The following is a 23,820-nucleotide window of genomic DNA, read 5'->3' on the forward strand; positions in this document are numbered from 1 at the left end:
ATATTAGAATTTCATTTAAAGTTTATTTTAATATATCCTAACTAGATAAATTTTTTTATTATTTTACTTAAAGTTACAGTTTCTAATTGTTATACAAGAGGGTCTTCTCCTATTTTCCATTCTGATAAATATTTTTCTATTAAATGAAAATCTTCCCCTTTATGTTCTGTAAAAGTAATATATTGATTTTTATTTTCTATTTTTAATAGTGTATTAACTATACTCATAAATCTTAAAGCTAATTCTCTTCTTTGTTCTACAGTTCTACCTTCTCTGATATCAAGATTCATTAGACAAATATTATCTAAATTGTTAGCTCGTCCTATAGATATAGAATACTTGTCATATTCTCTAATTGAAATAGCTATATGGTCAGTTTTTGTGTTCATAACTTCTGCAAATGTATTCTGAATATCTATTATAAATTGCTCTTTTATACTATTTTCAATTTTTTTGTTAATTTCAAATTGTAAATGTGGCATTGATTATCCTTTTTATTAATATTATATCTATAAAGATTAAAGTGTTTTATATTTTAATATTACTATATAAATTTAAGTTAAATTTATGATTTGTTACCAAAATGTATTATTTTTTAAACTGAACATAAGTTCAGTAAGAATAAAATTAATTATTAAATTTTAAGGAAAAAAGATGACAATGCATGAAAATACAAGAGATCATCAGCTTGAAAGAGCAACAGTAAGTAATGACCTTAAAGAGTTATGGATATTACATAAATCACCATCAATGAATGTTAGAAGAGCTGTTGCAAAAAATATTAATATTGACTCAAAAATAGCAAATAATCTTGCTTTGGATCCTGTATTAAATGTTAGTTATATAGCATCAAAAAATCCAAAATGTGAATTGAAAAGAGATTTCTGTGATACTATAATTACTGCTTGTGTTGATTGTTTAAAAGATGAAAGAGATTTAATTTGTACTGGATGTGAGAAAATAACTAACGCATCACTTACTTTTTGAGTTTAGTATAGCAATAGCTATTCCAAACAGTATTAAATCTGTTGATAAAAACAGTTTAAAAGTAAATAGTTCATCTAAAATAAATACACTTAAAAAGATTGATAGTGGTGGAACTATTAATTGAACAATACCAGATGTTACCATTGTAATTTTAGGTAATATATAATACCACATCAAATAACCTATTGAGGAAGTTATTCCACCAGAAAGAAATGCCAAAAAAACTCCATAGAAATTAAAATTAATACTTTCAACAAATATAAGATAATAAACAATACTAATAAATGTAGCCTTTAAAAAATTGTCACTTGTATGTGTTAACGCAGTTTTTGTATTTTTACCAAGTATTGTATAAAATGCCCAGGCTATACCTGATACTATCATTAGTATTGCATGAAATATAGAAATATTTAGTTTTTCATCCGGTAATAATAAATAAATAAGTCCCATAAAAGCAAAACTTAGACCAAGCAGTTTTTGTTTTGTTATTACTTCTTTTTTTATAATAGCAACAAGCATTATAAGTAGTTGTACTACTGCGAAAAGTATTAAAGTTCCTATCCCTGCATCCAAATTAATATATGCATATGAAAATGTTAAGGCATAAATAAATAAAAAACTAGAGCTAAACCAATTGCTCTTTAGTTTTAAATCGATTGTTTTATTTTTGAAAAAAAAGATAATAAATAAAGTAATAGTTCCAAATAATAATCTAAAAAAAGTAAAACTATAGGCATCAATATTATTATTAAGTAAGGCAGCTCTTGCTAATAAAGAGCTGGTTGAAAAGAAAAATAGTGTAATAACTATTAAGAAAAAAAGCTTTAGTGATGAAAGCTTTTCTTCCATAATTTATGCCTTGAATTGCGGGTTGTTTTCAAAAAACTCTTCAACTTTTTGAGTATGTGAATAGATTTTCCCACTTTTTTGTAAATAAGAGTTTACTATATGATAACCATGATTAAGTGCAGCTGCTATTGAACCACCTGTATTAAAAGCAATATCTCCAGCTACATACAAACCTTGAATATTTGTTTCGTAATGTTCATTGTAAATAGGTTTACCCTTTTCGTCCACTTCTATTCCCACTTTTTTTAGAAAGTCAATAGGAGCTGTTCCACCTATTGCATAAACAATTCTATCATAAATAGTATAGTAGCCATCATTAAAATTTACTTTTACTTTCCCATGTTCATTTTCTAAAGATAAAATGTCTGTATCCATTCTAAGCCTTAGTTTCTCTTGACCATTATATTGGTAAAGAATATCTTCATTTTCTGGGTTTAATCTTGTAAACTCATCTTTTCTATAAACTAAAGTTACTATATTTCCTTCGTCTGCTAGTTCATAGGCATATTCAGCAGCACTGTTTCCTCCACCAACTACAAGTATTTTTTCACCCTCATTACATTTATCTAAATTAAAGTTTACAAACTCTTTTATAGATGGTGGGATTTTATATACAGGTTTATTTGGTTTTCCCATTTTACCAATAGTTATCACAACTGCTTTTGCTTTAAAACCTTTTGTTGCAGTGGTTACCATAAATAAGTCATTATCTTCGTTTTTTATGATATTTTCAACTTCAGTATTAAAAGCAGTATCAATTTTTTCTTCATCTAAGAGTTTGTCAAAAAAATCAAGAGTGGTTTCTTTTGTCCCATCCATAAAAGGAATATTTCCTTCAATATTAATAGTTTGCCCCTTCCAATCCTTATCAACACGCTTATTATCTTTATAAAATTTTCTTATAGTACTAGAATGATTGTCTGCTTTGTCAATAAGCAAAATATTTTCGATTCCATGAACTGCTGCTTCAACTGCTGTTCCTATACCTCCTGGTCCACCACCTACAATTAATAAATCATATACAGTTTTCATAAATAACTCCTAATAAAGTTTTTATGAGTATACTATAATAAATACTTATACTCAATTTTATTTTACTATGATACATTATTGATATAAAAATAGTATAATAAAATCTGTAAGTGAATTTTGGATAAAATAATATCTTTAATGAAAAAATAACATAAAGAGGATTTATAATAATGAAATATGGTGAAAAAGAGATTGTTGATTTTGATATTAACAATGAAGAAAATTTTTGGCCAAATACAAATGAAAAAAGCTATACAATAAATATAGAACTTCCAGAGTTTATGGCAAAATGTCCAAGAAGTGGATACCCTGATTTTGCAACTATCAAATTGGAATATATCCCAGAAAAACTAGTAATTGAGTTAAAAGCACTTAAAATATATATAAATACATTTATGTATAGAGAAGTTTCTCATGAAAATGTTGCAAATGAGATATTTGATACACTTTATGAGAAGTTAAAACCTAGATATATGAAAGTTATAGCTGACTTTAAACCACGTGGAAATGTGCATACTGTAATTGAAATAGATAGTGACAAAATGTAAGGATTTTCTTTGGAGAGATTGGTAACTACTGCACAAGCTGCTGAAATACTTGGATTATCTCTCCAAGGAGTACACTATAGAATAAGAAAAAAACAATTAAAATCTTTAAAAAAATCTGGTAAAACATACGTTTATATTAATGAATCCCAAGAACCCAAACTAAAAGAAGAACCAACTATTGAACTTAAAGAGTTTATTCCAAATGAAACTATAAAAGAGATAGTAAAAGCAAAAGATGAACAAATAGAAATATTGAAAAAATCTATTAAATGGATGAAAAAACAGTATGGTTCAGAGATTATTAGACTTGAAAAAAATCAAAAAAGAATTATTGGAGTTTTTAATAGAGAAATAGAGCTACTACAAAGTGCTTTTAATGAGATGCGTTCAATATATAAGCCTCAATTAGAATTTAATCAACAGCAAGCTCAAAATACATATAAACAAAATATACAAAAAGAAAAATTTATTACACTACAAAATTTTTCAGTATTTATGAAAAAACATAATAAAACATCTGAAGATATTAAACTTATTATTCTAAAAGCTATAAAAAACCAAGATGAAAGATTTATTTATAATAAAAAAGATAAAAAACTTTTGATTTTAAATGAGGATTTTTCTGATTTGATTTGAAAAGAAGTGCATAAAAGCACTCTTCTCCAGGTACCCAAACACACCATAAATAGAGGTGCCTTGCTATGTTCCCATCCTGGGGCTTTGTCTCTAAAAACGATTGTAAGGGGCTAAAGAAGAGCACAAAAAGTATCTAGATACTCTTTGTGCTATTCTTTAAAAGGTTGTAATTCTATCTTAAAGAAACTTAAAGTTTAAATAAATAGAATATTTACTTTTAAAAAAGGTATTTTATGGTCTATATGACTCTGTTTTTCTCTGCTTTTTTATCTGCTACATTTTTTCCTTTTGGAAGTGAGGCAGTACTAATTTATGATATTTTACAAGGCTACAATATCTATTATCTTCTTTTCTTTGCAACCTTAGGAAACACCTTAGGTTCAGTAGTAAACTACTTCTTAGGCTTAAAAGGGGAAGAGTTTTTAGAAAGAAAGAACTTACTTAAAAGGGAAAAAATTGATAAATATATAAAGTTTTTTTCAAAATATGGTGGGGTAACACTTCTTTTAGCTTGGGCTCCAATTATTGGAGACCCTATTACTTTTATAGCTGGGATTTTAAAGTATGATTTTAAAAAATTTTTACTTTTAGTTGCCATTTCAAAGTTTTCAAGATATCTATTTTTGACTCTTGTTACTTTATAATAAAGCCTCTATCCACTCTTTTAGTCTATTGAAGCTTTCTTCATCTTTGTTTGTTAGAAAAAGGCTTGGTTTATTTTTTCTATTGTTCTTAACATCCTCTTTCATTTGCTCTAAATCAACATTTACATAAGGGCAAAGATCTGTTTTATTTATAACTAAAAGATCTGAGAAAAGAAGTCCTGCCCCTTTTTTTCTAGGGATATCTCCACCTTGAGCCACATCTATAACATAAAGGTAATAATCGATTAATTCATATGAGAAGGTTGCACTTAAATTATCTCCACCACTCTCTACAAATATAATATCAGGGTTGAACTTCTCTTCTAACTCTTCAACTGCTTTTTGATTCATGGAAATATCATCTCTAATTGCTGTGTGTGGACAACCACCAGTTTCTACACCTATGATTTGCTCATTATTTATATCAAGTTTCTCTTTTAAGTAGTTTGCATCTTCTGTTGTGTATATATCGTTTGTAACAATTCCTAAAGTGTATTTATTTTTTAGAATATTTGTTAATTTTTCTATAATAGATGTTTTCCCACTTCCAACTGGTCCTGCTATTCCTATTTTTATCGACATTAAATTATTCCTTTTATGTTGTAAACATTTTTGGTTCTAGGTTTAAGTGGCTAAAAATAACCTCTTCAAACAGAGGATTAAAATTGCTTACTTTTGTAGAACTTTGCTTTATTTTTTCTTCTAAAACTCCATCAAAACTAAATAAAATTTGTTGAATCTCTGAGGGTTTTATTCTTGAGATTTTTAAACTTGCACTTGCTATATTGATTAAACTCTTTTTAGCCCAAAGTAGTAAAAATGTATCTTCATCAAGTCCTAATTCATAGGCATAAGAACTTAAAATAAATAGTTCGTTTCCATATGTTTCTTTGTTTTGAACTTTTTTAAAATACTCTTTTACAATACTATTTTTTATATCAAAATCTATATGTTTTAAATAGTTCTCTCCTAAATCCTTTGAAGCTTTTGCCCACTCAAAACTTAACATAGAAGCAAACTTTTTATCCTCTTTTAAAAGGTGTTTTAGTTTATCTTCTTTAAGTAGAGTAAATACCTTTTTTACAATAGTAAATTCCATCTTTTGGTATTGATCTTCGATGATATTTTTTAAAAATATTTTTAAACTATTTTTATCATTTATAAAACCTAAAACCACATGAGGTTCAAGTCCAAAAGAGTGAACAAAAGCTCCCGATGGAAAGATTCCATCAAGTAGCTGTATAAATCTACTTAATGCTTTGGTGTTCATCTTAGTGACTGTGGTGTGCATTTCCATTTGGTTTGAAAATAGCTTTTGTTTTTTTAATCTCTACCTTATCAATAGACTCACAAGCTTTTATAATATCAGCTGTAGAGATATCTTCTAAAATAGTGATTTTGTAATCCTCTATACAAATAGGTTGGTGTCTATTTCCTATCTCATAAGCAATTCTTGCAAATGTAATATGGTCACTAAAGGTAAGAATATAAATATTATCTTCAGATTTAGAAACTTTTATTTTATATCCATCTTCACAAACTAAAATGTCATTTTCATGAAGGTGCGTGTATTTAGCTTTTACTATAAACTCAACACCCTCTTTTGTAACTGCACATAGGTTTGGTTTTTGCATATCAAACCAGTCTAAAAGTACACTATCTTGTACTTCAATATCTCTTTTAATCTCTATTACTTTTTTTATCATTCATCTATCCTTAAAAATGTCCCATCTTTAAGGGACCTATAATTTAATGAAGCCTTGTGCTCGCACTCTCTTTAAAAACTTTTAATAGAACAACTTCTTGTTCTATTAGAATAAGAAATATTTCTTAGCCATTGGTAACTCTTCTTGGAAAGATGATTCTATAATCTCACCATTAACTTTTACATCATAAGTTTCTGGGTCAACTTCAATATCCCCAATAAAGTTATTTAACTTCATATCTTTTTTACCAATATTTCTAGTATTTTTAACTGGTAACATAACTTTTTTAGTATCTAATTGTTCCTCTAAACCTTTATCAATTGCTAAATGGGAAACAAAAATAGCACTAGTGTTTGCAGCAGCTTTCCCTAAACTTCCAAACATAGGTCTATACATATTTGGTTCAGGGGTTGGAATAGAAGCATTTGAATCCCCCATCATAGCTAATGCTATAAATCCACCTTTTATAATAAGTTCTGGTTTAACACCAAAAAATGCAGGTGTCCAAAGGACTAAATCAGCCATTTTACCAATTTCAACACTTCCCACATGCTCATCAATACCACAAGCAATAGCTGGGTTTATAGTGTATTTTGCTATAAATCTTTTGATTCTTTCATTATCTGCTTTTTCATTATCACCTGCTAAAGCGCCCCTTTGTTTTTTCATAGAGTCTGCAACTTGCCAAGTTCTTGTGATAACTTCACCTACTCTTCCCATGGCCTGAGAATCACTACTTGTAATAGATATTGCTCCAATGTCGTGTAACACATCTTCAGCGGCAATAGTTTTACCTCTAATTCTACTTTCTGCAAAACTTACATCTTCAGGAATTTTTGCACTTAAATGGTGACAAACCATAAGCATATCAAGGTGCTCTTCAATAGTGTTTTTTGTATATGGTAAAGTTGGGTTTGTACTTGATGGTAAGATATTCTCTAAACCTGCAACTTTCATAATATCAGGTGCGTGACCACCTCCAGCACCTTCAGAGTGGAAAGTGTGAATAGTTCTTCCACCAAAGGCATTAACTGTATTATCTACAAATCCTGATTCATTAAGTGTATCAGTATGAATTGCAACTTGTACATCAAAATCATCTGCAACTTTTAGGCAAGTATCAATAGCGTTTGGAGTTGTTCCCCAGTCTTCATGAAGTTTTAATCCCATGGCTCCAGCTTCTATTTGAACCTTTAAAGCCTCATAGTTTGAACTATTTCCTTTCCCCATAAAACCAAAATTTAGTGGTAAATCATCAACAGATTCAATCATTTTATGGATATTAAATTCACCTGGAGTACAAGTTGTAGCATTTGTTCCTGTATTTGGACCAGTTCCCCCACCAATCATAGTGGTTACTCCACTTGCTAAGGCTTCATCTATTTGACCTGGACTTATAAAGTGAATGTGTGAATCTATTCCCCCAGCAGTTATAATTTTCCCCTCTGCAGATAGAATCTCTGTATTTGCACCTATCTCTAAACCCTCAGTGATACCATCAGTGTTGTATGGATTTCCAGATTTCCCTATGGCTGAAATTTTTCCATCTTTGATTCCAATATCAGCTTTGTAAATACCTGTATAATCAATAATTACAGCATTTGTGATAATCAAATCAGCAGTTTCCACAGCAAGGGGTGATTGACTCATCCCATCCCTAATGGTTTTACCACCACCAAATTTTGATTCTTCACCATAGGTAGTGTAGTCTTTTTCAATTTTTGCTACTAAAGAGGTATCAGCTAATCTAAATCTATCACCAGTTGTTGGTCCATACATTGAGGCATATTTTGTTTTACTTATCTTCATACTCTACTCCCTATAAACTCTTCAAGGTTTTTCATAGCTTTTTCTTTAGTCTCTTTTTCATCAAGGTAACCATTTACAAGACCATTAAATCCTGCAATATATCTTTTCCCATTAAAAGGTACTACTTCAATCTCTTTTTTACTTCCTGGTTCAAATCTAACAGAAGTTCCACTTAGGATATTTAATCTTTGACCATAAGCTTTTTCTCTGTCAAAATCTAAAAAGGCATTAGTTTCAAAGAAATGGTAGTGTGAACCAACTTGAATTGGTCTATCTCCCACATTTTCCACTTCAATAGTAGTTACATCATAATTGGCATTTAGCTCAATCTCTCCTTCATCGATAAAGTATTCCCCTGGAGTTATGTGGGATTTTGTAACAGGGATAGGGTTATGTACTGTTACAAGCTTTGTACCATCATCAAAAGTAGCTTCTGTTTGTACCATGTGCATCATAGAAGCAACACCTGGCATAATATCATCTGCACTTAAAACTTTAGTTGCATCAACCATAAGTTGGGCAACACTTTTACCATCCCTAGCCCCTTCAAGTATAAAAGAACTGATAATTGCACAAGCCTCAGGATAGTTTAGTTTAAGTCCTCTTTCTTTTCTCTCCCAAGCTAGCTTGGAAGCTGTATAAATAAGCAGTTTTTCTTGCTCACGATTGGTTAAAAACATCAGATGCCTCCCCTTTATTTTTCTTTATTATATTATCTAAAATGAAAAGCTTATTATTTTTCCAGTTGTATAAATTATATGCACTAATTATATAATTTGAGCTTTATATTCTCTTCTATATTTATGTAAAAGAGGTTCAGTATAACCTGATGGTTGCTCTTTTCCCTCAAAAATAAGTGCACAAGCTGCTTTAAAGGCATATCCATCATATGAAGGTGCCATATTTATATAACTTGAGTCATTTTCATTTTGTTTATCAACAACTTTTGCCATCTGTTTTAAAGATTCCAACACTTCCTCTTTTGAAGTGATTTTATGCTCAATCCAGTTTGCTAAATGTTGAGAAGAGATTCTAAGTGTTGCCCTATCTTCCATAAGTGCTACATTATTTATATCTGGAACTTTTGAACATCCAATTCCAGCATCAATCCATCTTACAACATATCCTAAGATACTTTGGCAGTTGTTATCAATCTCATTTTTGATTGTCTCTTTTGATAAAGTCTCTTTTAGTAATGGAATAGTTAAAAGTTCATCTACACTTGCTCTTCTTTTCCCTTTAAGTTCATTTTGAATACTAAATACATCAACTTTATGGTAGTGAATTGAGTGTAAAGTTGCAGCTGTAGGAGATGGTACCCAAGCAGTATTTGCTCCTGATTTTGGGTGAGATATTTTTTCATCCATCATTTTAGCCATCTCATCTGGCATAGCCCACATCCCTTTTCCAATTTGAGAGAAACCTTGAAGTCCACACTCCAAACCAATATCAACATTCCACGTCTCATAAGCTTTTATCCAAGTTTCACTTTTCATCTTTGTTTTTGGTGTCATGGCACCAGCTAACATTGAAGTATGAATCTCATCACCTGTTCTATCTAAGAATCCTGTGTTGATAAATACAACTCTTTTAGTAGCTTGTCTAATACACTCTTTTAGGTTTATAGTTGTTCTTCTCTCCTCATCCATAATACCAATTTTTATAGTGTTTTTGGGAAGATTTAGAGTTTTTTCAACTTTATCAAATAGTTTAACGGCAAAGGCAACCTCCTCTGGTCCGTGCATTTTTGGTTTTACTATATAAATAGATTTTGTTCTACTATTTTTTTTCTCATTTTTATTAGTTAAATCAGGAATCGCAGCTAAAGTTGTAATCATGCAATCCATAATCCCTTCAAATACTTCATTTCCATCTTTATCCAAAATAGCTGGATTTGTCATAAGATGACCAACATTTCTAATGAAAAGTAGACTTCTCCCATGCAAAGTTAACTCTTTGTCATCCAAAGTTTTATATTTTTTATCACTATTTAGTTTTCTAGTAACTGTTTTTCCACCCTTTTCAAAGCTATCTTCTAAGTCGCCTTTCATAAGACCGAACCAGTTTCTATAAACTTCAACTTTATCTTGGGCATCCACTGCAGCAATAGAGTCTTCACAATCCATAATAGTAGAAACAGCAGCTTCTACAACTATATCTTTTACCCCTGCAATATCAAGTTTTCCAATAAAGCTATCTTTATCAAACTCAACTATTACATGAAGGTTGTTGTTTTTAAAAACTATTGATCTAGGGTTTTCTTTCTCCCCTTCGTATGCAACAAATTTTGAATCATCTTTTAAAGTAGTTGTAATATTTTTAAGAATAATTTTTAATTTGTTATCTACAATTTTATAAGATCTTGCATCTTTGTGGCTTCCCTCTTTTAAAGGAGCAACTGTGTCTAAATGCTCTTTTGCATAGTTTACAACTGCTTCTCCTCTTTTTTCATTGTACTCTTTTGTGATGGCTAATTCACCATTTGTAGGGATTACATCTGTTCCATATAAAGCATCGTATAAACTTCCCCATCTAGCATTTGCAGCATTTAAAGCAAATCTAGCATTTTTTACAGGTACCACAAGTTGTGGTCCCGCTTGAAGTTTTATCTCTTCATCTACATTTGAAGTTTCAACTTTGAAATCCTCTTTTTCTTCAACTAAATAAGCAATCTGCTTTAAAAAGTTTTTATATTCAGTAAGACTATTTTCATCATATTTATTATTTATATGCCATGAATCAATTAGTGTTTGAAAGGCATCTCTTTTTTTTAATAAAGCTTTATTTTCAGGTGTCAATTCCTCAATAGTATTTTCAAAGTTTTTCCAAAAAAGCTCTTTAGAGATTGTTGTTATTGGTAAAATCTCTTCATTGATTAATTCATAAAGAGATTTATCTACTGTTAAATTTCCCTCTAATACTTTATATTCCATAATTTCCCTTTTTAGTTAAATGCTAATTGTTCTTCTGTTACATTTTTTGCTAGTCCTAGATGAATTATCCCACCTAGAATTGCACCAATAATCCAACCATAACCATTTAGTGAACTTAATGCGTCAACCCATACCGTACATATTGAGAAGATTGCACCAATTGAAAATGCAATGATTGTATTTTTATTCCAACCTTTATCATAATAATATTCACTATTTTCACTCTCATCATATAAAGCATCTATATTTAATTTTTGTTTTTTTATAAAATAGTAATCAACAACTAAAATTCCATATAAAGGAGCTAGTGTTGCACCAAGAGTGTTCACTATTGGACTAATTCCAACTTGACTAATAAAACTAACCCAAAATGCACCAATTATAAGTGCAAATAGTGATGTAATAACTCCAGATTTTTTAAAAGAAAGTTTTTTTGGTGCAAGATTTGAGATACCATTAACAGCAGGAATAAAGTTTGCAACAAGGTTAATACCAACAGTTGCTGTAAAAAATGTAATTGCAGCAATTAAACTTAAAATTGTACTATCAGCTTTTTCAACAATATCCATAGGATTTGTTAGTTTTTCTCCAAATACTACAACAGAACCAGCAGTAATCAAAAGTGCTAAAGCAGAAAAAAATACCATATTAAATGGTAATCCAACTAGATTTCCTATAACCATAGATTTATTATCTTTTGCATATCTTGAGAAATCACTAAAGTTAATCATTACAGCAGCAAAATAAGCAATCATAGTTCCCAAAATTGCAAAGAAACCATTGATTTCACTACTTAAATCTGAGCCTTTATTTGAAAAAATATTGTTTGCCACATTAAATAAATCTCCTCCAGATTTACTCCATAAAACAACTAATAAGCCAATCATAATAATATAAACAAAAGGTGCTGCAAAGTTTAAGAACTTTGATACCCAAGACATCCCTTTTGAAAAAATAACCATTTGAAGTATCCATACAACAAAAAATGATAACCAACCAATTGCATCTATTCCAAAAAATTTTGTTTCAAGGTGAATACCTGTTAAAGCTGTAATTAAAAGGTGTAGGGCGGTTGAAGCAAAATATGTTTGTACTCCAAACCAAAACACTGCAACAACAGCTCTTATTATAGCTGATACTTTTGCCCCATTTACACCCATACTAGATCTTGCTAATACTGGATATGGAATCCCATAATCAACACCAGCTTTACCTGAAATATTGACTAAAAATGTAACCAACAATCCTGCAACAATCAGTGCAAAAAAGGCAGTCCAACCTGTTACTCCATAATTTATGAATAGTGAGGCAACTAAGGTATATCCAAAAAGACTTTGTATATCATTTGCCCATATATTTGACACTTCAAACCATTTCCAACTTTTTTCACTCTTTTTTGTAGGTGACAACGAGTCACTATTTACATCTTGTATCATAATCATCCCTATGTATTTTTTCCATGGGCACTACAAAAAAGGCAATAAAATATTGTTTTGTAGTGCAAACTAAAGTATTTTCTCTCTCATTATTCTTCTTTTTAATATATCTTTATTTATAATCACGCTGGCGAAAGCGACTTTTTTATGGATATATAAAAATTGAAATAAAAAAGTCACTTATGGGGGTTTAATATTAATATCACTCATAAATCACTCTTTTATTAGAAAAATCTCTTTTTCTTTAATTTCATATTCAATACACTCAACAATTTTGCTTTGCTTTTGATTTTTATCTGTTCTATCAATTACGATGAACTCCTCTTTATCTTTGAGGCAAATTAATGGAAAATGCCAAACCCCTCTATTGTAATGAACCCCTTGATCTCCGTTTGTTACAAAAGCCTCTATTGTTGAAAAGTCAGGCTTCCCCTCACCTAAAGCAACAACACATAAAAATGGCTCTTTACTTCTTGGCATAAAGGTTTGGGAAAAGTATGGGTGTTTCTCTAACATATTGATGTGTAAAGGAAACTCTCTATTTTTACCTATATAGATATGTAAAGTTGAACTTCCATCTTTTTCATTTGCATCCATAGTACAAAGCTCATAAAATTTTTGGGCATAACCATTATTTATGATTTTTGAATCTCTGTTTTCCCAACTTACAACTTCTCCAAACTTTTCAAAAGCCTCTTTTGTAAGAGGTTTTGGCTTAAGTTCCATTCTCATCTTAAGCCTTTATCTCTTCTTTTTTAACAAATTTTCCAAACAGTTTAAGTCTTGAAACTCCACCATCTGGGAAAATATTTATTCTAATATGTGTAATTGGTTTTTGATGCTTTAAAAAACTTTTATCAAAATAGTGTTTGTTGTGCATCTCTAATTTTTGAGGTGCAATTAACTCTTCCCAAAACATACTTTGTGTTACAACTGAATTATCTGTTGTTTCTTCTAAATAAGCTGCACTAATTGAAAACTTATCTGCAAAGTTTCCTTTGAAAAAGTTTGTATCAATCATGATATTATCTATAATTGCAGGCTTAGCTAACTCAATAATTCCCCAATCAAATCCTGGTTCTCTTCTTCTTCTAGTCTCCCAACCATCACCCATATTAATAGCTTCTTCATCTTTTAATATATTTTTTAAAGGACCAAAAAACTCATTGTTTGTATAAATTGCCCGTGCCGCATTTCTCATAGATGCTACATTGATATTTTCTTGTTCATATAGTTTTTCATCAAAACAGATTTCACCAAAGGCTTTAAATCTTGCTATTCCACCATCTGGGTAAATATCTACTCTTAAATGGGTTAATTCAGTTTGAGAAAGGGAATTAAAATCGTGTTTTGTATGACCTTTTAAATCACTTTGAGTTAAAAGTTCAATCCATTCAACACTATCAATCTCTTCTAAAAATGTTTTATCATCTTTATTTTTTTCACAACAACCTTTTATAGAAATAGCTAGTGGATAGTTCCCTCTAAAGTGCGAGGTATCAACTAAAAATGCGTTGATTTTTGATAGGTTTCCTAGCTTTATAATACAATGGTCATTTCCACCATCTCTTCTTCTTCTAGTCTCCCAACCATCCATCCAATGACCGTTATCATCAAACTCATCTTTAAATACAGCTTCTGTTTCAGCTAGCATTCTATTTGCACTTGCAAAAAATTCATCTGTTGTATATATTACTTCTGCACCTAATTCGCGACTTGCAACATTTATCATTTTGATCCCTTATTACTAAAATTCTCTATCCAATGGTTTGCAATATCACCTCTTGTTGCAAACCAAACATCATCAAAACCTTTTACATACTCTAAAAATCTTCTCATAGCCATGATTCTTCCAGGTTTCCCTAAAATTCTGCAATGCATCCCTATAGACATCATTTTAGGAGTTTTACTTCCTTCAAGGTATAAGGCATCAAAACTATCCTTTAGGTAGTTGTAAAACTGGTCACTATAAGAAAATCCACCAAAAACAAATCTCATGTCATTATTATCCATTGTATATGGAATTACTAGGTGTTCTTTTGTTGTAATCTCTGGTGCAAAATATGGTAAATCATCATTATATGCATCACTATCATATAAAAAACCACCCTCTTGAACTACTAGTTTTCGTGTATTTTCACTATCCCGTCCTGTATACCAACCAAGTGGTCTTGTGCCAATCATTTTCTCTAATATTTCAATACTTTTATAAAGGTGATCCCTTTCAATAGATTCTTCAATTGTTTGGTAGTTTATCCATCTATATCCATGGGAGCATATATCATAATTGTTAAGGGCAAGGTATTCAGCAAGTTTAGGGTTTCTAGCTACAGCCATAGCAACAGCAAAGATTGTAAGAGGGATATCAAAATCTTTGAAAAGTTCCAAGATTCTCCAAACCCCAACTCTAGAACCATATTCATACAATGATTCCATAGATTTGTGTCTTTGATTATAAAAAGCTTGGGGATTGTTCATCTCTGATAAAAATATTTCGCTTGCTTCATCCCCATGTAAGATGCAGTTTTCTGCTCCCTCTTCGTAGTTTAAAACAAATTGTAAAGCTACTTTTGCATTATTTGGCCATTTTGGATTTATTGGGTTATTTGAGTAACCAATTAAATCTCTTGGATAGTTATTGTTAATCATTTTCTCTCTCATAAAAAAGCAAAAACTGCTTTTAAAATTTATATATGAGAGTATTTTATCAGATTGTCTACAATCATTGTCTACAATTTTTGTTTATTTTTTATACATTTGTTTTAAAAATAGAGTAAGAAGGGTAAAACTAACTAAGTTATACAAATAACTAGTTAGCAAAAAGAAATTTATTTTTTTTATTAATTGTATCTAAATCAAAATCTAAAACATCAAGACAGTGATCTAAATGTTCTAACATAACATTTTTTGCATTAGTAACATTATTACTTTTTATTGTCTCAATTAAAACTCTATGTTCATCATATGAAGAAAACTCAGTATTTTCATCTTCATAAATTAAAGCAGCAAGGATACTTAAAGGGATTAAAGGTTTAAGGGCATTAATTAAAAATTCATTTTCACTTAATGCAGCCAAATTTAGATGGAAATCACAAGATGATTTAACATATTCCCCATTTCTATTGGATAGTTTCAAGTACTCTTCTGTATCAATGTTTTCTAAAATTGATGATAGGTCTAAATTTTCCTTTGAATGTCTTTTTGTAACAATTTCAACAATACCTGCTTCAATTATTTTTCTTGTTGTAAAAATATCTTTTGCCTTCTCTTCACTAAGCCAAACGACATTAAACCCTTGATTTTTTTTATAACTTAAAATTCCCATAGTTTGTAGTTTACTAAAGGCTTTTCTTACAACATCTCTACTTGTGTTTAACTCTTTTGCTAAAACACTTTCTGATAATTTAGTACCTGGTTGAAGATTTTTTGTAAAAATTGCATCAAATATAAAGTTTACAATATTATCCTCTAAAGTAAATAAATCTTTTTTATCCATTAAAAGTTTCTCCCACTTTTTTCCATTTTGTGCTAGTTTATTATATTATAATTTACATTCTAGTTTCTGTAAATAATAACCAGAATGCAATTAATATAAACGGCACACCAAAATTTTACGTTAAAGCTATCTCATATAAAGTTAATGTTTTCTCACTTTTCAATAGGATAGGCATATGCATTTATTTTACTTGTCATTAGTTTTGCCCCAACCATTGATTCAGCCATCTTAATTGCACATAAAACACCATCAACAACTGGAATATTACACCTTTTTGATAACTCAATTGTTAAATCAGCCATTCCCGCACACCCTAAAATAATAGCTTCGCAATTATCTTCTTTAACTGCTTTTAAAATTTCACTCTCTATTTTTTCCATTGCATTACAAGTGCCATCTTCTAAAGAAAGAACTGGAATATCAGCTGCTCTTACTTTTCTACAAAATTTATCCATACCATATTTATGTGATAACTCTTCTATAATTGGAATAGCTCTATTTAAAGTAGTTACCACCGAAAAACTAGAAGAAACAATTGATGTCATATGCATAGCTGCTTCACAAATACCTATAACTGGACCATCTACAAGCTCCCTTGCAGCTTCTAATCCTGGGTCATCAAAGCAAGCAACCACATATGCATCTGCACCCCACTCTTTTGCTTTTTTAATTTCATCCATAAGCCCCATTAAACTTTTTACTTCATCAAAATGTCCTTCAATACTTTTTGGAGTATTTATAGGATTTGAAGCCCAAATTTGGGTATCAGGATTTTTGAATTTTAAGGCAACCTCTTCACACTTTTTTGTCATAGATTCTGTAGAGTTTGGGTTTATAATTGCAAGTTTCATTAGTGGGTTCCTCCTAAGTATAGTTCAATTATTCGTTCATCGTGCATTAAATCTTTTGAGTTTCCACTTAATAATACTTCGCCAAGTTGCATTGCGTAGGCTCTATTTGAAACCTTTAGTGCCATTCTTGAGTTTTGTTCAACTAGGATAACAGAGACTTTATCCTCTTTATTAATTTGTACAATTGATCTTGCAATATCTTGAACTAGTTTTGGGGCAATACCAAGACTTGGTTCATCCATTAGTAAAACTTTGGGTCTAGACATAAGAGCACGTCCAATAACCATCATTTGTTGCTCCCCTCCACTCATAGTGCTTGCTTGTTGTTTATATCTTTCTTTAAGTCTTGGAAACTTTTCTAAAACTTTTTCTAAATCCTCTTTAATTCCATCTTTATCTTTTCTAGTAAAAGCACCCATTAAAAGATTATCCTTTACACTCATATAAGGAAATACTCTTCTTCCCTCAGGAGTCATGGCAATACCTTTTTCAACTATTTTAGAAGGACTTACACCATTTAGACTTTCCCCATTGAAAATCACTTCACCTGAACTTGGTTTTTTAAGACCTGTTATTGCTTTTAGAATTGAAGATTTTCCAGCTCCATTGGCTCCAATTAAAGTGATAGTTTCACCCTCTTCAAGAGTTAAATTTACTTTTTTTACTGCTCTTACTTGGTCGTAGTTTATTTCTAAATCTTTACACTCTAATAATGCCATGTTAAATTCCTAACTCTTCATCTTCTACACCTAAGTAAGCTTCTATTACTTTAGGGTTTTTTTGAATCTCAGCAGGTTTCCCTTCTGCTATTTTTTCACCAAAACTAATAACTACAATTCTGTCTGATATCTCCATAACAGCTGGCATATCGTGTTCCACCAATAAAACAGTTACCCCTGAGTTTTTAATTTGTTTAACCATATCCATACATCTTCTTGTCTCATCATGATTCATCCCTGCAAAAGGCTCATCAAGAAGTAATATTTTTGGTTTGCAAGCTAAAGCATTTGCAATACCTAAACCCCTTAATAAACCATGGGGAAGATTTGATGCAAGCTCATCTTTAACATCACTTAAGCCTAAAAACTCAATAATCTCATCGGCAGATTTACCAAATCTTTGAGTATCTTCTTTTGCTAATTTTGTATTAAAGAAAAAACCCAAAAGATTTGATTTTGCTTGTAATTGGTGGGCTATAATAATATTATCCCTAACACTCATACTTTTAAAAACTGTTGTTTCTTGAAAGGTTCTAACTACACCTTTTCTTGCTACAATATGTGGTTTTAAACCAGATATTTTTTCTTTATTAAAAATCACTTCCCCAGAACTTGGGCGCAAAAATGAAGAGATTAGTTTAAATGTTGTTGATTTCCCTGCTCCATTTGGACCAATAACAGATAAAATCTCCCCTTCATAAACTTCAAAGGTGACATCATTTACAGCATATAAAGAACCAAATTTTTTTGTTAGATTGTTTATCTCTAAAACTCTTTTTTTCATTTTTTAAACCTTAAACTCAAAATTCCATTTGGTAAAAATACCATTAAAATAATCATTATCCCTGAGTAGATTAGTAGTTGATACTCTTTAAATACAAATAATAAATCCCAAGAAAAATACAATACAAAAGAACCTAATATTGGTCCAAATACATAGGCTAAACCACCTAAGAATGTATAAAGCATATAGTTAATTGAGTCAGCTACTTGGAAAGTAGTTGGATAAACTGATTGGGTAAGGTTTATAAAAATTGCTCCTCCAACTCCACCAAAAAATGAAGCAATGGCATAAGAGATAACTCTTAAATATGCAATATTTACCCCAAAAGAGGAAGCTAACTCTTCATTTTGTTGTAAAGATCTAAGTAAAATCCCCATTCTTGATTTTGTAAGTCTATACATTATTGCAAAAGTTATAATCATAGCAATTACTGCAAGATAATAAAATCCGATTTTACTGTTTTCCATAGTGGCAAAATCTGGGATAAGTGTTAGTCCAAAAATACTAAGTTCCCCTGGTAATGGAATATTTGTAATCCCCCTAGGACCATTTGTAATTGGAACTAAAGCTATTGCTAGAAGTTTTGCAACTTCTGTTAAAGTTAGTGTAATCATAGAAAAATACACCCCTTTTAATCTTAAAATAGGGATACCTATTAGAATACTAAAAAAAGCTGCTACAAACCCTGCTACAAAAATAGATATCCAAAAAGATAAACCTAATTGGGTAACTAAAACAGCAGTTGTATATGCTCCAATTAGGGCATAAGCTCCTTGTCCTATATTGATTCTTCCCATATAAAAAGTTAACCAAACTCCTGCACTAATCATAGAAAGAACAGCAACTGAGGTGATACCATAAAGGTAATCATTTCTTTGTGTTAAAACTAAAACACTAGGTATAACAATTAATAAAACTATTAATGCAATTATTACTTTTAATATAAAACTTTTATTTTCCACAAATCACCCCCAAGGTTTACCCATAAGTCCTTGTGGACGAAGAGTAAGAAATATCATTAAACATACAAATATAGTAAGGTAAGTTACATCTCCTGGAAGATAGTAAAGACCAAAAGCTTCAACAAGACCTAAAATAAATCCACCTAAGATAGCACCTGAAATAACCCCAGCCCCACCAATCATAATCATTGTAAAAGCTTGAATAGAGATACCTCCCCCAATACCAGAGTTTACCCCTGTAATAGTTACTAATAAACTTCCTGCAACACCTGCTAGCATTGCTCCAAGTGCAAAGCCAAATAAGCTGTATTTATCTAAATCAACCCCCATTAGTTGAGCTGCTGTTTTATCTTGAGCTAAAGCTCTCATAGCTCGACCTGGTTTTGAATATTGCATAAAAAGAATAAATGAAACAATTAAAACTATTGCAATTAATCCAATAACAATTCTGTTATAAGGGATGATTAAATCTATTCCATAATCTTCACCAAAAAATACTCCATCAACAAGTGCTGGAACACTTCGTTGTTTCTCCCCAAATACAATTAGTATTAATGAATCTAAGAAAAAAGCAGTACCAGCAGCAAGAAGCATTGAACTCTCTTCTCTAACAGATCTTTTTAAGACGGTATTGAAAAGATATTTTTCAAATATGGCACCTATTAGTGCTAATGTTAAACCTGAAGCAATAATAGCTACAATAAAAGGAAGTCCTAGTTTCCCATAAACATAGTAAGTTACAAATGCACCTAAAACATACATTTGTCCATGTGCAAAGTTTAATATACTCATAAGTGAGAATATTAGTGTTAAACCTAAGGCAATAAGGGCATATTGAGCACCTGTAATTAAACCATTGAGTAGTATTTGTTCCATAAAATCAATTCCCTATTTTTTCATAATAGAGGTATCAAAAGATACCTCTTTTAAATTAATCTGCTTGACCTACGAATAGTGTTTCAAACTTTCCATTTTTGTAAATTTTTGGAGTTAAAGGAACCCCTAACTGTCTATTTTGACCAAATGTAGTTTTTCCTACAAATTTAAGTTTTGCATCTTTGTCTTTGAAGAAAAGGTTTGGTGCTGACCAACCTGAATCTACAGTCTTTAAAAACTCATCCGCATCATTGATAGCTTTTGGATTTGATTTCATCACAGCTAAAATATACTCTAAAGCAAATACTTTTGTATTTGATTCATCGTTGTATTCACCATATTTATTAGTATAGTGCTCAACCCATTTTTCCATTTTCTCTGATTGAATAGAAGCATCTGCTCCACCTTGACAAATAAATCCATTTGCTGCATCTCCAGCACCCTCTTTTAAAATACTTGCATCAAGTGCAGTTCCAGCTGCCATATAACCTTTAAAACCTAATTGTCTTGCTGTTTTAATAATTAGTGGTGCAGTAGCAGGAGATACTCCTGATAGAACTAAAAGGTCAGGTTTTTTCTTAATAATTGGAGTAATTACTGAAAAGAAATCTCTAGTGTCAGCTTTATATGTAGCTTTTGCTTCAACAACTTTTAAACCTAAGTCTTGGGCGATTTTAATACCATTGTCCCTTTGGTTTAGTGGATCAGCTGCATTTGCTGCAATGAATGCTACAGATTTAACACCTTTATTATCTTTTAGCCATTTATAAACTGATGGTTCCCATTGATATGAAGCAATCATTCCAAATACAGCATAGTTTGCTGGTTTTACATATAAACTTTTATCAAAGGCATATGGAAAATATACAATTTTGTTTCTCTCTGCAATTGGTTTTACCGCAATTGCTTGGGCATCATCATTTGGACCAACTACATATTTAATACCCTCTTGTGCCATTTTTTCCATACCAGCAACTGCAATTTTTGGATCGAATGCATCATCAAAAGGTACAATCTCTACTTTGTATTTTTTACCACCAATTTCTACACCACCATTTTTATTATATATGTCTGCTGATGTTTCCATTGATCTTACATTTGAAGTACCCCATGCAGCATTTGCACCTGAAAGTGTTCCAACAAATCCAATCTTTATAGTCTCTTGAGCTAAAAGTACACTACTTAGCATCCCTACTGCTAAACCTATTTTCAGAAATCTTTTCATCTTTTGTCTCCTTAATATATGTAATATTTATCACTGATAAATTATGAAAATCATCTTATCAGATTGTAGACAATAATTGTTCACAATAATTGTCTACAATTTATACAATCTAGAAAAATATAAATTTCTTTATAGACTCAATAGTTTTTTATAAAAAATATGAATAAGCAGTTTTAATGGGATATATAGTGTATTATATGATTGTTTAGAGGATTAATATGTATATAATATATTCATATTTATGTTGAGAATTTATGTTATGGATTTAAAATATACAAAGTTAAAAGGACTGATTCTCTAATTTCTATGCTTCTTTCTTTTTATTAAAATTGATATATGCTAAAGGTAAGGAACCAATTAGAATTAAAGCAATACAAAAGCTTGTAACTCCATTATATTTATAATATTCCCAAAAAATTGATGGTAAGAAAGTTCCTAAGCAACCACCAAGATAAAAGAAACTTTGATACAAAATAGATATTGTAGCTTTTTTTTCAGGTACTAATTCTCCAAGATAAGTGGGTGTAACTGATTGCACAGAAAACATTCCCATAGTTACAAGCCCAAGTCCAGCTATTACTAAACTAATTGATTGGGATAGGGTTAAAAATATACCTAAGATTAAAATGGCAATACCTAAATATATAATTCTTAATCTTCCAATAATATCTGAATATCTCCCAGCAAGGGGACTTATAATCACCCCTAATAGTAAGACTAAGAATATATTACCCAATTGGCTAGCATCTAGATTAAAAGGTTCTTGGGCTAAATGATATGTGGCAAAAGTTGAAATTGCCATAAATGAGAAAAATACTATAGTGGGAATAATCAATACTGATAATATTTTTATATTTGAAAGGAAACTAAATAAGGCATCTTTATTAATTACTCTTTTATTTGTTAATTCTGTTTTGTTAACTGGCAATGCAAAAATCATTGCAAAAAAAGCAATAAATAAAAGAATAGCAAATACTAAAAAAGCAATTCTCCATGAGTATAAAAAAGTAATCCATCCAGCTAATAGTCTTCCAATAACAGCACCAAAACTAGTTGCTGCCATATAAATACCCATACCTAAACCTCGATGGTTTTTTGGATAAATCTCTTGAACATAAGAGAGCATAATTGCTGTTATCCCAGGGACAAATACTCCTTGTAAAAATCTACTAAAAAGAAGAACATAAAAATTTGAAGTTATAGATGATAATAAAACAGAAAGGAAAAGGAAGAAAGTACAAAATATCATAATATTTTTCTTTCCAAAACGATTTGATATGGGAATATAAAAAGGTGTTGCAATCATCAAAACAAATAACATGCCAGAGAGTAGTAAGTTTATTTCTAAAACACTTATGTGAAATACTCCTTTTAATGTTGGTAAAATTGCTTGGGGTGTATATATTGTTGAAAATACTATTGTAACAACAACGAAAAGAATAATTGAAGTTTTTATTATAGAGGTTTGCATGAATGGTCCTTCATATCTGAAGGGGATATTTTATGGCAGAAAAAATTAAATATATGTTAAGTGATAATGAAAAAATAAATTAATTTTTTCCTAAATTAAACTCATTTTTTTCTAAAAAACTTCTATAAAGAATCCAAATTTGTTTTTGATCTTTTTTTATATCAATCATATCTTTTGAAGATAATGAACCTAAAATCATATTTTTAGATTTAGAAAAAGTAAAAGAGTTAAAACCATTTGAATGTAGGGTATTAAGAAATTTTTCATTGTCATTTGTTTTTATATAAAGCTTTAAATATATATAGTTTTTGTTTTCATGTCTTTTTATATAATCTTTTAAATCTTTTCCTAACACTTCAAAGTTTTCATAATACTCTAATTCTTTATTGCAGAAAAATTTATTTCTAACTAACATTGAATCAAAATCAAAATGTTCGTAACTTCTCCCTTGTGTTAAGATATCACTATAAAAAAAAGTTGAATTTTCATCAGCATCGATTCTAAGTATTTGTAAAAGTTTTGAACTTTTATATAAAATAAGTTCATCATTCAAAAATTCTAAATTTGAATTTTTTAGTTTGATATTTATATAGTTTATTCCAAAATCTTTTTTAGACGGATAAACTTTCGTTGCAGATTCCGTTGTAAAAATTGCATTTGAATTTTCAAGGTTTATATTTGATTTAATTCTATCATTGGGGAAAATCCCCTCCCCAATACTAAGTAGTTTTATATAATTCTCAGTATCGTTAAAATAATAATACCTAGTAGGAAGTTGAAGTTTATTTAGGGAAAATATTTCATTTGTAAAATTTATTGATATACTCATAATCTCTTTTTCTATTTTATTTAAATC

26 protein-coding genes and 1 other RNA gene are annotated in these 23,820 nt (G+C 30.1%); 4 read left to right on the forward strand and 23 right to left on the reverse strand.

The genetic code is table 11. The features are described from left to right. Positions 1–89: 89 nt before the first annotated feature. Positions 90–482, reverse strand: coding sequence for a tautomerase (locus tag ACKU4C_RS14625; protein ID WP_321313267.1), 393 nt, complete (start codon positions 480–482; stop codon positions 90–92). Between the two features lie 172 nt (positions 483–654). On the opposite strand from ACKU4C_RS14625, the gene ACKU4C_RS14630 reads away from it, so the two are divergent. Beyond that, a complete protein-coding gene (locus tag ACKU4C_RS14630) occupies positions 655–987 on the forward strand; it encodes a hypothetical protein (RefSeq protein WP_321313269.1) in 333 nt (110 codons plus the stop codon). Here the strand turns inward: ACKU4C_RS14630 and ACKU4C_RS14635 are convergent. Together ACKU4C_RS14635 and ACKU4C_RS14640 are read right to left on the reverse strand one after the other, a co-directional pair. Then, entirely contained in the window at positions 973–1,836 is an 864-nt protein-coding gene (locus ACKU4C_RS14635) for a DMT family transporter (RefSeq protein WP_321313271.1), read from the reverse strand. The genes ACKU4C_RS14630 and ACKU4C_RS14635 overlap by 15 nt on opposite strands. Before the next feature lie 3 nt (positions 1,837–1,839). Continuing rightward, on the reverse strand, positions 1,840–2,868 hold the full coding sequence (locus ACKU4C_RS14640; RefSeq protein WP_321313273.1) for an NAD(P)-binding domain-containing protein: 1,029 nt from the start codon (positions 2,866–2,868) through the stop codon (positions 1,840–1,842). A gap of 170 nt (positions 2,869–3,038) precedes the next feature. Here ACKU4C_RS14640 and queF point away from each other — a divergent pair, with 170 nt between their 5' ends. Together queF and ACKU4C_RS14650 are read left to right on the forward strand one after the other, a co-directional pair. Then, complete coding sequence (queF, locus tag ACKU4C_RS14645; RefSeq protein ID WP_321313275.1) at positions 3,039–3,416, forward strand: preQ(1) synthase; 378 nt, start codon at positions 3,039–3,041, stop codon at positions 3,414–3,416. Positions 3,417–3,425: 9 nt separating this feature from the next. Next, the gene (locus ACKU4C_RS14650; protein ID WP_321313277.1) at positions 3,426–4,052 is read left to right on the forward strand and encodes a DNA-binding protein; all 627 of its coding nucleotides are present in this window, start codon (positions 3,426–3,428) and stop codon (positions 4,050–4,052) included. Positions 4,053–4,072: 20 nt separating this feature from the next. Here the strand turns inward: ACKU4C_RS14650 and ffs are convergent. Then, an RNA gene (ffs, locus tag ACKU4C_RS14655) (signal recognition particle sRNA small type) lies at positions 4,073–4,169 on the reverse strand. 116 nt (positions 4,170–4,285) lie between these two features. Between ffs and ACKU4C_RS14660 the strand changes: the two genes are divergently transcribed. Further along, on the forward strand, positions 4,286–4,696 hold the full coding sequence (locus ACKU4C_RS14660) for a YqaA family protein (RefSeq protein WP_321313279.1): 411 nt from the start codon (positions 4,286–4,288) through the stop codon (positions 4,694–4,696). Here the strand turns inward: ACKU4C_RS14660 and ureG are convergent. The 19 genes from ureG to ACKU4C_RS14755 form a co-directional block, all read right to left on the reverse strand. After that, entirely contained in the window at positions 4,691–5,278 is a 588-nt protein-coding gene (gene ureG, locus ACKU4C_RS14665) for an urease accessory protein UreG (RefSeq protein WP_321313281.1), read from the reverse strand. The two genes, ACKU4C_RS14660 and ureG, sit on opposite strands and share 6 nt — an antisense overlap. 13 nt (positions 5,279–5,291) lie before the next feature. Continuing rightward, the gene (locus tag ACKU4C_RS14670) at positions 5,292–5,993 is read right to left on the reverse strand and encodes an urease accessory UreF family protein (protein ID WP_321313283.1); all 702 of its coding nucleotides are present in this window, start codon (positions 5,991–5,993) and stop codon (positions 5,292–5,294) included. After that, positions 5,968–6,402: an urease accessory protein UreE gene (locus tag ACKU4C_RS14675; protein WP_321313285.1), complete on the reverse strand. Its 435-nt coding sequence runs from the start codon at positions 6,400–6,402 to the stop codon at positions 5,968–5,970. Before ACKU4C_RS14675 ends, ACKU4C_RS14670 begins: the two co-directional genes overlap by 26 nt. 105 nt (positions 6,403–6,507) lie before the next feature. Continuing rightward, complete coding sequence (gene ureC / locus ACKU4C_RS14680) at positions 6,508–8,211, reverse strand: urease subunit alpha (RefSeq protein WP_321313287.1); 1,704 nt, start codon at positions 8,209–8,211, stop codon at positions 6,508–6,510. Continuing rightward, positions 8,208–8,891 carry an urease subunit beta gene (locus ACKU4C_RS14685; RefSeq protein ID WP_321313290.1) on the reverse strand — a complete coding sequence of 228 codons (684 nt, stop codon included), beginning with the start codon at positions 8,889–8,891 and terminating at the stop codon, positions 8,208–8,210. Before ACKU4C_RS14685 ends, ureC begins: the two co-directional genes overlap by 4 nt. Positions 8,892–8,978: 87 nt before the next feature. Then, positions 8,979–11,144: a malate synthase G gene (locus ACKU4C_RS14690; RefSeq protein WP_321313292.1), complete on the reverse strand. Its 2,166-nt coding sequence runs from the start codon at positions 11,142–11,144 to the stop codon at positions 8,979–8,981. 11 nt (positions 11,145–11,155) lie between these two features. Then, entirely contained in the window at positions 11,156–12,580 is a 1,425-nt protein-coding gene (locus tag ACKU4C_RS14695; RefSeq protein ID WP_321313294.1) for an NCS1 family nucleobase:cation symporter-1, read from the reverse strand. Positions 12,581–12,793: 213 nt separating this feature from the next. Continuing rightward, on the reverse strand, positions 12,794–13,312 hold the full coding sequence (locus ACKU4C_RS14700) for an ureidoglycolate lyase (protein ID WP_321313296.1): 519 nt from the start codon (positions 13,310–13,312) through the stop codon (positions 12,794–12,796). Between the two features lies 1 nt (position 13,313). Next, positions 13,314–14,312, reverse strand: a complete 999-nt coding sequence (gene alc / locus ACKU4C_RS14705) for an allantoicase (RefSeq protein WP_321313297.1) — start codon at positions 14,310–14,312, stop codon at positions 13,314–13,316. Beyond that, positions 14,309–15,229, reverse strand: coding sequence for an allantoinase PuuE (gene puuE, locus ACKU4C_RS14710; RefSeq protein ID WP_321313299.1), 921 nt, complete (start codon positions 15,227–15,229; stop codon positions 14,309–14,311). The genes alc and puuE overlap by 4 nt, the downstream gene beginning before the upstream one ends. Positions 15,230–15,389: 160 nt before the next feature. Continuing rightward, positions 15,390–16,076, reverse strand: a complete 687-nt coding sequence (locus ACKU4C_RS14715; protein ID WP_321313301.1) for a GntR family transcriptional regulator — start codon at positions 16,074–16,076, stop codon at positions 15,390–15,392. 152 nt (positions 16,077–16,228) lie between these two features. Then, positions 16,229–16,927 (reverse strand): aspartate/glutamate racemase family protein, encoded by a 699-nt coding sequence (locus ACKU4C_RS14720; protein ID WP_321313302.1) that lies wholly within the window; start codon positions 16,925–16,927, stop codon positions 16,229–16,231. Continuing rightward, positions 16,927–17,646: an ABC transporter ATP-binding protein gene (locus ACKU4C_RS14725; RefSeq protein WP_321313304.1), complete on the reverse strand. Its 720-nt coding sequence runs from the start codon at positions 17,644–17,646 to the stop codon at positions 16,927–16,929. The genes ACKU4C_RS14720 and ACKU4C_RS14725 overlap by 1 nt, the downstream gene beginning before the upstream one ends. Position 17,647: 1 nt before the next feature. Then, positions 17,648–18,430, reverse strand: coding sequence for an ABC transporter ATP-binding protein (locus tag ACKU4C_RS14730; RefSeq protein ID WP_321313306.1), 783 nt, complete (start codon positions 18,428–18,430; stop codon positions 17,648–17,650). Continuing rightward, complete coding sequence (locus ACKU4C_RS14735) at positions 18,427–19,392, reverse strand: branched-chain amino acid ABC transporter permease (protein WP_321313307.1); 966 nt, start codon at positions 19,390–19,392, stop codon at positions 18,427–18,429. The genes ACKU4C_RS14730 and ACKU4C_RS14735 overlap by 4 nt, the downstream gene beginning before the upstream one ends. Positions 19,393–19,395: 3 nt before the next feature. After that, positions 19,396–20,268, reverse strand: coding sequence for a branched-chain amino acid ABC transporter permease (locus ACKU4C_RS14740; protein ID WP_129006054.1), 873 nt, complete (start codon positions 20,266–20,268; stop codon positions 19,396–19,398). A 55-nt stretch (positions 20,269–20,323) separates the two neighbouring features. Then, positions 20,324–21,493, reverse strand: coding sequence for an ABC transporter substrate-binding protein (locus ACKU4C_RS14745; protein ID WP_321313311.1), 1,170 nt, complete (start codon positions 21,491–21,493; stop codon positions 20,324–20,326). A gap of 304 nt (positions 21,494–21,797) precedes the next feature. Further along, a complete protein-coding gene (locus ACKU4C_RS14750) occupies positions 21,798–22,964 on the reverse strand; it encodes an MFS transporter (RefSeq protein ID WP_321313313.1) in 1,167 nt (388 codons plus the stop codon). A 79-nt stretch (positions 22,965–23,043) separates the two neighbouring features. Further along, positions 23,044–23,793: an urease accessory protein UreD gene (locus tag ACKU4C_RS14755; RefSeq protein WP_321313314.1), complete on the reverse strand. Its 750-nt coding sequence runs from the start codon at positions 23,791–23,793 to the stop codon at positions 23,044–23,046. Positions 23,794–23,820 lie beyond the last annotated feature (27 nt).

The sequence above is a fragment of the Halarcobacter sp. genome (assembly GCF_963676935.1).
In the GTDB taxonomy this organism is placed as follows: domain Bacteria; phylum Campylobacterota; class Campylobacteria; order Campylobacterales; family Arcobacteraceae; genus Halarcobacter.